Genomic DNA, 13876 nt, shown 5'->3' with positions numbered 1-13876 from the left:
TGTGGCAAACCATCGACTAACCGCCTATTCCTTTTTAGCATCCCCACGAGATACAATCGCGCGGAAGCGGTGTTATTTCTTTGTAGATGTGTCTGATGATGAATAATTAATTGATTTAAAAATATCATTGTGATCCAAAGATACTATATAGGCTGTTTCTAAAACAAAAAAGACTTCCCTTGCTCTTTGATAATGATAAAAAGACTCTATTACAATTTTCCAAATTTTAGCAAAAATATAAACGACAATTGAACAATAAATTGGTATAAGTAAATATTGAATTGTGTTAAGATTAATTAGAGAAATAAGTATGTTTGCAAATATACATAGCAATGATATAGTTTTAATATATCTTAAAGAATGCCAAAGTGAAGACATTAATCTTATGTGTCCTTCATTTTTTAGAATTTCGCCCATACAGTCTGGTCTATAATAATTAATTCTAATCTTAAGAAGATTAATAAAAGTTTTTGATCTTTTTGTGAAATCAGTTTCGTCCCATGGAATAATTTTTGCCAAGTGTAGCAACCCTCTTTTCTCAAAATATGATTTTAAATATCTATATGGATATTCAACAACGCAATTTTTCAATTCATCAATTTTGTAATGTTCTACCCAATCACCTCCCCAGTTTTTATTTTTTTTATTCTCTTTCTTTAGAATTCGTAAATAACTTGCATTATCAGCATCCTTTGGATCCTTTCTATATAGAAATTGCCCTAATACATACGAGGATACTAATACAACTAGAGCAAAGTAAAATGAAAATCCCTTAACAAAGCTAGAAAAAGTGTCGAGAAATCTGTATGCATTAATATTCTCGTTATGTGGCAAATAAATGGAGACAAGTGCTTTTATTTGATAAATTAAATAAATCGATGTCGAGCCAAAAGTTAGAACTATTGCAAGACAAAACAATAACCCTGGACACAGTGCTCCAAGAAAATCGACTAAAAAATCACTTATCTCAAAATTCTTTTTAAATCTTCGATAATATGTTAACTCTTGATTCATAATTGTGATAGTTTTATAGTTTGCATTCTTTTAGTACCAGTTATTTTTTTGTGTATTTTTCTGTATATTCAATTTCTAAGCTTGTAATGTCTAGTTTATGAGTATTTAATAATTCTTGAAACTTTTCATCGCTTATTTCGTTGATATTGAAAGTTCGAAATTCTTTTGAATATGCTTTTATGTTTTTCTTTAAACCATTTAGTTTGTTTTTTCTCATTATTTCAACATCATGAGTAAAATCTCCATAATATGAAAGTTTTCTTGTCGGAATAATCAAAATTCTTTTTACCGAGCTATCACTGTATTCGCTTTCAAACCACCCACAATGTGAATTCATTTGACCAGCTTCATGCTTACTAATTTCTTCTCTTGAATCATCAACTTCACTTTTACATTCAATTAAAAAGAATTTATTCTCCACACCACACCAAAGGTTGTCTGGTCCTTTTCTAAATTCTTTGTCTGGTCTCTGGCTTATAAAACCTAGAAGATTGCCAATTTCCATAGTCGCACTTTCAAATTTCTCTGCATTTACGCCAAAACTAAAATCCCCTAATATGCTATCAATAGCAAGGCTAAGTTCACTATACGAATTGAATTTTGAAATCCATTGTTTAATTCTTTTTATTCTGTTTTCATTGATAAATTCTAATTTTTTGTAACTTATACCGTCTTTAGGTTTAAGCATTTGTGAATTTGATTCAAATGCGCTTTTTTGCAATCTATTTGATTCAGATTTACTAATAAAATATTGATAGCGTGCAAGCAACTGTAAATACCAACCTCTCTCTGCAACTTCTTGAACATAGTTATCCAGGATATTCTGAATTTTTTTACACGCGGCTTCGTTATCTCCTTTCAGATTCGCTAATTCAGCTTCTTTTTCAAGCTGTAAAACTGTATAAATATTATTCTCAGTAGAAATGTTATCTATTTTATTCATTTCTTCCTTGTAAAACTCTTTCCAACCTTCATCTCTTTTTATTGATTGATTAATTAGAGAAGTTACAACCTTCAACGCAGTTTCATCTGCTTTAAGTTCATCTTTTGCCATTTCAGCAATCTCAAGACCAAGCTCTATTTGTTTTCGTGTCTGTGCAGAAAAATACTTATTTGTTCTCACACTTTTAACGAACTTTACTAAGCTCTCACCGATAATCAAAATTGCGCTATAATCTTTTTCCCCACGGACACTTCGCCCTAAACCTTGTTCTATTCTTTGTGCTAATTTTACGTTAATAACATCACTATTAACCCTACATTGCTCTTCATATCTATCGCAAAACGACTCAAAAAATGGCATTGAATCAATTATTAGTATTCGACAAGATTCATCTGGTAAATCAATTCCATCGTATCTATTTACTATAACAAGTGTTTTGGTAATCTCACCTCTTTTCAAAGCACTAACTTGATCGAATATGTTTTGAGAATTTGCTATTTCAGATCCAATATGTTCATATTGATCTGCCGTTCTGAAACTGGATACCAATGCGACAGTACCAAATGGTCTTTCAGCAGGTTTTGCAAAAAAAGAAACTACTAAATCCCTATCTAATGAATCATCAATTAAAGAAGGAATTAGAAGCATTTTCTCACCAGACCAAGTCTGTTCAGGATTAATTAATGGTTTTTTTATTGCTTCAACATTAAATCCCAGCCCTTTAATAAAGAAAGAATCATCTTGTGTTGTCGCTGACATTAAAATTCTTTGATTTGCTTTTGAAAAAGAGCAAAATGAATTGATAGGAATAAATAATGGCACTATTTCAATCCCTTTTGCTGTTATAAATGCTTGACAGTTTTCTAATTGATTTTTTATTATAGGCCAAACAAAAGTTAATTCAACTGTGTCACTATATGCAGATAGAGCAGACAAGACGTCGCTTTTTTTATCTATCCAAGCCCAATATGGAATCACAATAAGTGTGTTGTAAATATTTGCTTTTATGTCTAGGAAGCTACCTTCTCCTTGTTCTTTCAGATCGTCTTCAAATAAAGTCAGTATAGTGTTGTATAACAAGTGTTCTCTACGAATTTTTACGGTAAAAGAACTTTTTATAGAATCAATGCAAGCGTGAGAATCATCTAAAATAATATTGCTTACTTCAATGTAATTATGATCTAAACCAAATTTTGATTTGCCATTAAACAGCACTTGAACATGTGTAATTAATATTTTTTTTCCATCTAAAAAGTCATTTGGAATCTGGTTGTCTGCTTCTAATAGGCAAAAAGGAATTCCAAATTTTTGGGCTTCTAAAGCAGCCTGCTTGACGAGGTAAATATTCGGGCATATATATAAACAGGGACCTTCATCTTGATTTATTTTAGACAATAGAATCAGCAGCCCAATAAGTGTTTTTCCTTCTCCAGTATGTAGTTTTATTATTAAGTCTTTATCTTCTTGGTGGTTTGAAAACCAATCAGACAATATTCTACTCTGTGCAGGTCTTAGTGGTCCAGTGATACTTCTTCTGTCAAGTGAATTGTAAATTTCTAAAGGATCAGTTTTTTTGTCAATTTGTGTCTTTCCTAATTTCTTTTTAAAGTCGACCATAGTATATGATTTTTGAGTTTATTTTAAAAGTTCGTAACAATGTTTTTTTTATAATTGACGCTAACACCTATATATGCACAATACCATTACATATAATCGCACTTTATTCTCAGTCATGTATTTTTTTCGCATCCAAAGATATAAATAATCTTTTATATTAACGTTGTACTCTTTTGATTAATTCCACTTATCCCGAAAGTATTAAAAAACATAAAAATCAAACAGTCCCAAAAAGACTAAAAAATATGTTTTTAAGTTGCTTTATGTTCTTTTTATACAAAATATAGATTGTGTCTCAAACTCCCGTATTTGTTAGGTTTTAGCAATGTTGCATACTTTGTTTTGCATTTACTTTTCGGGGTATTTTGAGGCTATTAGTTCAACTGTACAATAGATTACGGAAATTATAAATAATGTTAACCTATGGCTTGCGTTATTTTTTTAATTAAAAACCATTTCTATATTTACACCCGCAAATCTGTGGCGGCCGCCTGATGTATTATGCATTATATACTTAAATATTTATTCTAACTTAACAAATTAATTAATCTATTTCGCTTATGAAAACATCAATTGGCTCCGGTCACGAGCATAATGTGACAAACTTTAATACTGAAATTTCGTGCATTCTTACTTTTGGTCCTCAGTACAATCCTTCGGTGTCTGCGCTCACCATTTCGGAGCTGAACAGGCTGTATCAGCAGGGCGTGGAAGTCAACAGAACAGTTAAAGACAACGAGATTGCACTGGATAACGCCACCGCCGCCCGCGCCAACAAGTTCGAAGTTTTCGACGACACGGTAACCCGCATTATCAATGCCGTGCGGATATGTGGCACCACCCCACAGATAATAGACCAGGCCGAATCAATCGTGCGCGAGCTTAGAGCCAAAAGAGCAAGCACCAAACCTACAGATGAAGAACTGGCCGCCGAAAAAGCCAAAGGAAACAACGTCCGCCAGGTGACACTGCACAAGGGCACGTTCGAGCGCAAAATTGTGAACTTCGAAAAACTGCAGCAGCTCCTTAATACCATTCCTTCGTACCGACCCAATGAGCCGGAATTGTCTGTCAATGCCCTCAATAGTTCGCTTACGGAATATAAAGCGCTCAACGACGCGGTGGTCAACGCTCAGGCAGCTTTGGATGCTTCGGACATAGTTCGTCGGGCGTTCCTCTACACCGAAGGCACGGGGCTGATTGATGTGGCGCTGGCCGCCAAGCAGTATGTAAAGTCGGTTTTCGGAGCCACTTCGCCTCAGTACAAGCAAATCAGCAATATACCCTTTACCCGTCCGAAATAAACGGACTCTTTCTGACAAAGGTTGAAGCATGTTTAAATCGCTTCTCAATTTCTCATAACATGAGTTGAATATGTATCGTCTTGCGACTTGCTCTTTTAAGTCCCCTTTAGGGGAACCAACGGTCAGCGACCAACGGGAGATAATTAGGGGCGGTAGTTTTATATGACGAAAAAATGAAGGAAGGTTTAGGTAAAACCCCAATAAATGCACTTCTAGTTATAAAATATGTTCACTATTCCTTGTGCCGTCGGCAGTAGCTCCGTTCAGGAGTTACCACCGACGGTTTTATGTTTTTCCTTCTTGGGTTTGGTTTGTGTTCTCTTGGGTGGAGTTATCATAGCTTCCGGTTGGGGGTCAGCTAGCTTCGGTCGATGATTATTTGCTTCGGGCTGAGTATTTTTGCTTTCCGGCCGAGGGGAACTTATGTCGGACTGAGGGGAAATGCTTTCCGTTTGAGTATTTTTTGTGTCGGACTGAGTATTTTCAATTGCGGACTGAGTGTTCTTTAATACTTTTTAAGGGGGATACAGTTCCATTAAAGTATTTTTACATTCTGACTGAGTATTTTCGATGGCGGACTGAGTATTTTTCACTGCGGGCTGAGTGTTTTTGCATGCGGACTGAGTATTCTTTAGGACTTTTTAAAGGGGATGCAGTTCCATTAAAGTATTTCTGCATTCCAATTGAGTATTTTCATCGGCGGGCTGAGTATTTTCGGTTGCGGTTTAAGTGTTTTCCATGTCGGACTGAGCTGTGAACTAACATACTTCAGCAATGTGTTGTACGAACGAGCTTATCACCTTCTTTATTCGTACCAATTCGCATTTGGGGTTGGGATTTTTGTTTACCGTTTTTTGTGGTACGCTTGCGGTCTTAGTTTGTTTGAGTTGTAAAAAAGAAAATTATTCGTATTTTTGACGTATGGTAACCGACGATAAACGATTGACAATCCGCGATTGGGCCGAAGATGACCGCCCGCGCGAAAAGATGCTCTGTAAAGGCTGTCAATGCCTTTCGGATGCTGAGTTGCTGGCCATACTTATCGGCTCGGGCAATCGCGACGAATCGGCCGTGGAACTCTCGCGCCGCATCATGCACGAGTGCAGCGACAATATCAACGAACTGGCACAACTGAGCATCACCGATCTTTGCAAACGCTTCAAAGGCATAGGCGAGGCGAAGGCCATCACCATCATGGCAGCACTCGAAATAGGGAAACGCCGCAAGACCAGCGAAGTGGTAGAGCGTAAAAAAATAACTTCGAGCCTAGATCTCTTCGACCTCTTTGAACCGCAACTGGTGGACCTGCCGCACGAAGAATTTTGGGTAGGACTGCTCAACGGAGCCAATAAAGTTATTGAGATAAAACGATTGACACAGGGTGGCAGCCGACAAACGGTGGTGGATATACCGATGTTGCTCAAAATGGCACTGGAAAAATCGGCACTGGCGGTGGTCGTTGCGCACAATCATCCTTCGGGCCAAAACCGCCCGAGCCACGAAGACGAGCAGATAACCCGCAAGATAAAAGTCGGCTGCGAAGCCATTGGCATCACCCTGCTCGACCATATCATCATTGCCAAAGGGCAATATTATAGTTTTGCCGATGAGGGAAAAATGTGATTGATGTGATGATTTTTTGATGTGATAATGTGACGATTTTTGATTTGAAGATTAATTTATTGGCTAAATGAAAGATTTTATAATTAATGTATTGTCTTACATAAAACAAATGTATTGCCCAATATCAAGAAATTATGTCGGTGCGCTGCACCTCACACTTCAATCACTGCTGAGTTTCTACAAATATCTCGGGACACTGTCCCTTTGAGTCTTAACAAAAAAAGTGCAGAGCACTGTAATCTTTGTAGAATATAGTCGAAGAAAAACAACAGAGGTGCAGAGCACCGATATCTATTTTTCTTAAATTATAAGTGGACAACAAAACGATTATTCATAATGCTAAAGATTGCTGCCAAAGAGGGCGACGAAACAGAATATTGGTTACTTTTATGCCAACATTCATCGGGTTATCCCTTTGATCCCATTTTGATCTCAAAATTAATCAGTATAAAAAAACTACTTTCAAGCATTATTTCCAAAATGAAAAGCCAACTAAAGACATAATCAACACATCAGAAATCACCATATCAACACATTAAAGTATTATCACATCATCACCTCATCATGACTCCAAATACACTAAAATACAACGATCAAATTCGTATCATTTCCCCTTCGGGTGTCATAAATCCCGACTATATAGATGGAGCTAAAAAAATACTTACCAGTTGGGGGTTGAGACCATCCGAAGGTCAGTATACTCGTGCGGAATACGGGCGCTTTGCCGGAACACACAGTCAGCGCGTGGCCGATGTGCAGCAAGCACTCGACGACCCCGCTGTGAAAGCTATTCTGTGTAGCAGAGGAGGCTACGGACTGGCACCGATTATAGACAAACTGGATTTCTCCGGTTTTCAGAAATCACCCAAATGGCTTATCGGATTCAGCGATATCAGCATACTCCACAATGCCATCACCAATTTGGGCATTGCCTCCATTCATGGCGTTATGACCAAGTATTTCACCGAATTACCGCCCGATGCCGAACAGCTGCAAGGTATAAAAGACATTTTATTCGGCAAGTTTCCGGCTTATACTCTTCCGGCTCAGCCGCTCAACAGGACAGGGCAAGCTACAGGAAAACTTATCGGTGGAAATCTTTCGGTGCTGCTAGGCATGCGCGGTAGCAAATTCGATATGCAGTTGCAAAACAACATCCTTTTTCTCGAAGATGTTGGGGAAAGACCTTATCAAATCGACAGAATGATGCAAAGCCTGCGGCTAAGTGGTGCATTGTCGCAAATTTCCGGTCTTGTTGTGGGTCAGTTTAGCGAAACCAGCGAAGATCCGCTGATGAATAAATCCATTTCGGAGATTATATACGATACTGTTGCGGAGTACGATTATCCGGTTTGTTTCGATTTTCCGGCCGGACATGTGGATTATAATTTACCCTTAGTGTTAGGTGCACCGGCTCACCTCAACGTAACATCTGATGGAGCAACTTTAGGGTATTAGGTTCGAATTATTGTATAAAAAAAACAAAAGTTCAGCTTTAAAAAGAATCTCTTTTTTTATTAAAAAGAGAAAACGTGTTCCTTTTTGTTGACCGAATGTCCTATCTTTGCAAGGAGTCAGTCAACAATTGCGTCATTCTTATGCCTTTACAAAAACACACATATATCATTATCTCTCTGTTTATCATTATGTTGTCACCGTTTGCCAATCTGCAAGCTTTGACAAACCAATACTTTGCATCCGACTCTACCAGAGTGGATTATATTTCTAAAAACCACTCTGCAGTTGCCGATTCTATTATCAACTACGGTAAACTCTTCTTAAATACACCTTATCGATACGGTTCAACCGGAGTCTCTTCTTTTGATTGTTCTGGTTTTACATCGTATGTTTACCGAAATTTTGGTTACGATTTAGGACGCTCCTCTGTCGATCAGTCCAGACAGTTTAGTCAGGTAGACAAAAATGAGCTTAAAGCCGGTGATTTAGTATTTTTCTCTGGTCGTCGCCGGAGTAAAAATGTAGGTCATGTGGGGATAGTAGTGTCTGCCGGTAATGGCGAATTTAATTTCATTCATGCAGCGGTACACAACGGAGTGACTATTTCCAATTCAAAAGAAGCCTATTACACCAAACGATTTTTGAAAGCCAGTAGGGTAATCGGTGCAACTCCAATTCTGACGGCTGTGCATAAGTTCTTCACCAAGACTTTCAGCAACGACGAACCTGCCGCTAAGCAAACCCCTGCTAAAACTCAGGTTCAGAATTTTGCAGCCAATCAGCCTCAGGCTGCTCTACAAGCTACAACTCCGGTAAAGAAAACCAGAAAAATACCGGCCGAGTACCATACTGTAAAATCGGGTGAAACACTTTCTTCCATAGCGCTCCAATACGGATTAACGATTGCCGAACTCAAAAAAAAGAATAAAATCAAAGGCAACAAGCTAAAGCTGAAACAGAAAATAAAAGTCAAGGATGAAGAAACCGTTGTGGAAACCATTAACCAACCGGCTACCAATGCTCCGCAGATAGCCGAAAGCAAAAACACTTCAGGCAAAGCAGATGCTCAAAAATCGAACAACGAGGCTACTGCTAAATCAAATGACATATCTCATAAAGTAAAGAAGGGCGAGACGCTCTACAGCATAGCTCGGCAGTATAACCTCTCGGTGGATGAGTTGAAAAAGATCAATGATATTCCTAATGGCAAGATACGTCCGGGGCAGGAGCTGAAAGTGGCACAACAGCAGGCAGACCGCCCTGCTAAAAACGCAGAAATAGCCAAAGTAGAACCTTCACAGAAGTCGGGAACGCACAAAGTAACTTCGGGCGAATCTTTGTATAGTATTGCCAAAATGCATGGCATCACCGTGGATGAACTTAAGCGTATTAACAACATTCCAACAGGAAAAATACGCCCCGGACAGGAGCTGAAGCTGTCTGACGATGGAGATAAAAATAAAAATGCAGTAGCTGAGAAAGTAGAAAACAAGCCATCGCCTAAAAACGAAACAACTGCTAATGCAAATACCGTAAACTATAAAGTAAAGAAAGGCGAAAGTCTTATTACAATAGCTAATGACAATAATATCACGGTAGAAGAGTTGAAAAAGATGAACAACTTGAGTGATTCAAAAATTAAAGCTGGACAAGAACTTAAGCTTACTCAAACTACCGAAAAATCACAAACCTTTAAAAACCACGCCGAGTCTAAAACTATTCAGCACAAGGTAAAATCCGGAGAATCTTATTACTCCATTGCCAAAGATTACGGCTGCACGGTTGACGATCTGAAAGAGTGGAACAAAAAAACCGGAAACAAGATCAAACCCGGCGATAAGATTATCGTACGCCCCAATTAATCCTTCCGGGTTATTGCCTAATCAAACAAGCTCTGAAGCACAGCCAGCGAATGTAAGGTATGAAATTCGGGGATATGCAATAAATAATATTCTACGAGTCCTTTGAGCAGCACAGAACGTCTTTCTCTGGTCAAAATAAGTCTGTGCATACCTGCATAGTCCGTTTCAAGCAACGAAATAAAATCAATGGTGGTTTCTGGAAGCAGATAATGCATATGAAGTGCTTTTTGCTCCGAAAAAACGCCATTCATCAGATCAAAGTATTTAGCACCGCCGTCTTCAGTATTTGGTGCAAAGCCCAGGTAGCGCGACATTTTAATCAGAAATACCAGATGAAAGTTGGCTATTCCCTCCTCGCAGCAATCGAGCTGCTGAATAGAATTCTCTAAAAACAGGTATAGATTTTCGTCAGGTTCGGTCTGGCGAAGGCTTTTGAAAAGCACTTCGGACAGAAAAAGAGCCAGCGAATTTTTCACCGGATTGAATGGAATACCTGTAAACTGGTAATTCATTCTCAGGTCTTTTATGCGTTGAATATCCTTACCGGGGACATGAAATACATCCATCTCCACCATTGAGAGCGGTTGAAGAAGTGCAGCCCTGCACATCGATTTCTTTTTATTTACGCCATGTACCATGTACGAAACCCGTCCGAACTGCTGCGTATATACCGTAACAATGGATGCAGAATCCGTATATTTTATCGAGTGAAGTATAATTCCGGTGGTTTTACTTAGCATAAAAGCATGTTTTAAATGCAAAAGTAGCAAAAATATCAGGGCTTACACATCCTGCAACAAGGAAAAATAAGATGGGTTGAGATTTATACATATTGATAAATAAGCATTTACAAAAAAGAAGAAATATTTATCAGAAAGGCTTTGCCAATTCAAAAAAGTGCCGTATATTTGCACCCGCAATTGAGACAAACAACTCATAGTTGCAAAGACCAGTAATGGTCCCTTCGTCTATCGGTTAGGACGCCAGGTTTTCATCCTGGAAAGAGGGGTTCGACTCCCCTAGGGACTACTAAAATAAAAAATAAAGACTAAAATAAAGATTGAGATGGCAAATCATAAATCATCGATTAAAAGAATACGTCAAACTGACAAGAAAAAACTGCACAACCGCTATTACGCTAAAACAGCACGTAATGCTGTTCGTAAATTGCGTACCACTGCAGACAAAACTGTTGCAACTGAAATGTTACCAAAAATCAGCGCAATGTTAGACAAGTTGGCTAAACGTAATATTATTCACAAAAACAAAGCCAGCAACTTGAAATCAAAGTTAGCGGTTTACGTGAACAAACTAGCATAATTTGCTTCTTGTAAAATATACAGAAGCCCTTTTCCAAATGGAAAAGGGCTTTTTTGTCATCAATATTACTCTCCCACCCGCCCTTTAGCCCTTCATTTCCTTCGGATAAAATTTCCATCTTTTTTATAGAATAAACTAACCGGTTTATTATTCTTCATATCAACGTATTATAGAATTTCTCTAACTTCTGAAGCAATAGAATAAAGTTAAATATCTCATATAACTAAAACTTTAGTTGTGTGATTAAAATATTAGTTTTATGTTTGCAGTATTGAATTGCTTAATAAATAAATAAATCATCATGGAAATAAAAGAACTTACAAAAGTAGAACTGCAACTGATGAACGTGCTGTGGGACAAGCAGCAAGGATTCGTAAACGACATCCTGGCTGAATTACCCGAACCAAAACCTGCATATAACACCGTGTCTACCTTTATGCGAATACTCGTTACCAAAGGATTTGTAGGATATAAGAGTTTTGGGAAGAGTCATCAGTATTATCCTCTCATTTCGAGAGAGGTTTATATGGAGAATTTTATGACCGGCGTGAAAAATACATTTTTCAGCGGTTCATTGCGTTCTATGATCTCCTTTTTTGCTCAAAAAGAAAAATTGTCGAACAAAGAAATAGAGAGTATCATCAAGATTTTAAATGAAAATAAAAACGATATACCATGATGCAAGAATTGTTAGCCTTAGCACTTCCGGTGGGGAAGTATATTCTAGCCGCCATTTTGATGGTTGCTTTTTATTGGTTTTTGTTTCGCGAAAAAGCGACGTTCAATAACTGCCGCATGTATTTGTTGTCCATAGCGCTGGTGGCCATACTTATTTCTCAATTTAGCATAGTGGTTTATACGCCACCGGCTCAGGTGGTAGAAATAGAGGCAACGCCTACTGTAACGGTAATGTCGAACCAGCCTAGCAGCGCAATGCGGCCTCAGACAACTACTCCCACTACGGCTTCTATTGCAGCTTCAACGCCTGCGGAAAAAGTCACGGAACCAAACAAATACCTCGCTTTATTGAAAGTGAAGAACATGGTATTGGTGATATATATCGCAGTTACTGCAGTGCTGTTTGTATTGCTGTTTGTTCAGTTCTTCAAAATTCTGGGGCTTAAACGCAGAGGGCGGTTGACAACGAAGGATGGATTTGAGGTGATTGAAAGCGATGAAATACCAACGCCGTTTTCGTTTTACAAAACCATATTTCTGAGTCCGAACCTTACGGGTACAAAACTGGAGATGATCCTCAAACACGAGCAATGGCATATTAAACACCGCCATTATGTGGATGTATTTATCATAGAAATCCTGGTCCGCCTGCTGTGGTTTAACCCGGTGCTTTGGTGGGTGCGCCGCGAACTCCGTAACGTTAGCGAGTTTCATGCCGACCGCAGCGTGTTGGATGAAGGACAGGATTTGTACAAATATCAAACAGTTATACTGGAAGAGGTGATGGAAAAAAATCCTTACCTGGCCAACGGTTTCAATAATTCATTTACCAGAAAAAGATTTATTATGATGAAAAACAAATGTCACATCCGTTTTACAACGCTTCGCCGGGCGTTGTATGTTCCATTCCTGGTTCTCGTTTTTTCTCTATTTTCTTTTACTATTGGAAAAGGTGAGGTTAGGTATGTTGAGAAACAATCCGAAAAATCGGAGTTGAATAACAAGCAAGAGTTATCCAACGAATTGCCTGTTGCAGCCAAATCAACAGTAAATTCAAAAAATGATACGCTTGAATTGGTAAACAAAATAATCAATGAGTATCCTGAAAAACTGGACATTGCAATTAAGAAGTTCATGAATATTCAAAAGTACGATAATCTAATGATATATTTTACAGACATGAAATTCATTCTAAATACTTTAGAGATACAATATGACACAAAAAATGAAAAACTTAAACCATCAATGGGAGGAAGTAGTGGTGTTTCGAGTGAAAGATTAGTTGGCGTTATCAATCAATTGACTGAGTCGAGAAAAGCGATTATGGATTTAAAATTCACAGAAGCACCAAATCAAAAGATTGATTTATTAAGAAGAGAATTAGGAAAGATTCAGGAGAACCCAGTTATAAAAATAATTATTAGAACTATTAGTGGTGATCAAACTAATAACTTATCAACCATATCTAATACGTTGACTTTTGCAAAATTATATCCAATAATTCCGCCAAAAGAAAATATTGTAGAAAACAACAAATCACCATTTTTAAAAACAATACCACTCACAGATGAACAGGCAGATAAATTATTAGTTATTTATTCGGACGAATTAGACAAATTGATAATCAGGCTTGATAAACTCATATCCGAATATAGTCCTCAAGCTTTAAGAGAAGGTTTACTATCAGCAGTAAAGATGGAAAATGAACGTAAAACGATTTTAAGAGACATAGAGCCCAATAGTTTCTGTGATGAATTCTATGCTACTATCTCAAAAGAAGAGCTTGAAGAATGTCTGGCAGCATTTAAAATATCAAAGAGTAATATTGAAAAAATCAGAAAATCAGATACAAAAGCCAAAAGTCTTTCAGATATAACGAGTTCACTTTGGAATCAAAAAGTACAAATGAAGATTATGATGGAAGTGTCTCGTATTAGAGGCATTGGACGTAATCAAATTCATTATTCTCCTTCTGAATACTATAAGAATGTCAAGATGACTTCTGCAAATACCAAATAGAGAAAAGTATAAAGACCAAAAATTTTTATTCTAAATTA

General features: G+C 37.6%; 10 protein-coding genes and 1 tRNA gene. 8 read left to right on the top strand and 3 right to left on the bottom strand.

Features of this window, described 5'->3' with window-relative positions; genetic code table 11:
* Positions 1-72 precede the first annotated feature (72 nt).
* Together PALPR_RS11035 and PALPR_RS11030 are read right to left on the bottom strand one after the other, a co-directional pair.
* A complete protein-coding gene (locus PALPR_RS11035) occupies positions 73-1014 on the bottom strand; it encodes a hypothetical protein (protein WP_013445714.1) in 942 nt (313 codons plus the stop codon).
* Positions 1015-1054: 40 nt separating this feature from the next.
* Positions 1055-3574, bottom strand: a complete 2520-nt coding sequence (locus PALPR_RS11030) for a DEAD/DEAH box helicase (protein WP_013445713.1) — start codon at positions 3572-3574, stop codon at positions 1055-1057.
* Positions 3575-4134: 560 nt separating this feature from the next.
* On the opposite strand from PALPR_RS11030, the gene PALPR_RS11025 reads away from it, so the two are divergent.
* The 4 genes from PALPR_RS11025 (at position 4135) to PALPR_RS15475 (ending at position 9821) form a co-directional block, all read left to right on the top strand.
* Positions 4135-4878: a hypothetical protein gene (locus PALPR_RS11025; RefSeq protein ID WP_013445712.1), complete on the top strand. Its 744-nt coding sequence runs from the start codon at positions 4135-4137 to the stop codon at positions 4876-4878.
* Between the two features lie 921 nt (positions 4879-5799).
* A complete protein-coding gene (gene radC, locus PALPR_RS11020; RefSeq protein ID WP_013445711.1) occupies positions 5800-6501 on the top strand; it encodes a RadC family protein in 702 nt (233 codons plus the stop codon).
* A 564-nt stretch (positions 6502-7065) separates the two neighbouring features.
* Positions 7066-7959, top strand: coding sequence for a S66 peptidase family protein (locus tag PALPR_RS11015; RefSeq protein ID WP_013445708.1), 894 nt, complete (start codon positions 7066-7068; stop codon positions 7957-7959).
* Between the two features lie 140 nt (positions 7960-8099).
* Positions 8100-9821, top strand: coding sequence for a LysM peptidoglycan-binding domain-containing protein (locus PALPR_RS15475; protein ID WP_013445707.1), 1722 nt, complete (start codon positions 8100-8102; stop codon positions 9819-9821).
* Positions 9822-9838: 17 nt separating this feature from the next.
* On the opposite strand, the gene recO is transcribed toward PALPR_RS15475, so the two are convergent.
* The gene (gene recO / locus PALPR_RS11005) at positions 9839-10561 is read right to left on the bottom strand and encodes a DNA repair protein RecO (RefSeq protein ID WP_013445706.1); all 723 of its coding nucleotides are present in this window, start codon (positions 10559-10561) and stop codon (positions 9839-9841) included.
* 217 nt (positions 10562-10778) lie between these two features.
* On the opposite strand from recO, the gene PALPR_RS11000 reads away from it, so the two are divergent.
* The 4 genes from PALPR_RS11000 (at position 10779) to PALPR_RS10985 (ending at position 13838) form a co-directional block, all read left to right on the top strand.
* Positions 10779-10850 (top strand) — tRNA-Glu (locus PALPR_RS11000).
* A gap of 36 nt (positions 10851-10886) precedes the next feature.
* A complete protein-coding gene (gene rpsT, locus PALPR_RS10995) occupies positions 10887-11141 on the top strand; it encodes a 30S ribosomal protein S20 (protein WP_013445705.1) in 255 nt (84 codons plus the stop codon).
* A 298-nt stretch (positions 11142-11439) separates the two neighbouring features.
* Positions 11440-11820, top strand: coding sequence for a BlaI/MecI/CopY family transcriptional regulator (locus tag PALPR_RS10990; RefSeq protein ID WP_171805059.1), 381 nt, complete (start codon positions 11440-11442; stop codon positions 11818-11820).
* Positions 11817-13838, top strand: coding sequence for a M56 family metallopeptidase (locus PALPR_RS10985; RefSeq protein WP_041620386.1), 2022 nt, complete (start codon positions 11817-11819; stop codon positions 13836-13838). The genes PALPR_RS10990 and PALPR_RS10985 overlap by 4 nt, the downstream gene beginning before the upstream one ends.
* The last annotated feature ends 38 nt before the right edge of the window (positions 13839-13876 follow it).

This window comes from Paludibacter propionicigenes WB4 (assembly GCF_000183135.1).
Taxonomy (GTDB): domain Bacteria; phylum Bacteroidota; class Bacteroidia; order Bacteroidales; family Paludibacteraceae; genus Paludibacter; species Paludibacter propionicigenes.
This window is presented reverse-complemented; position numbering and strand designations above follow the sequence as displayed.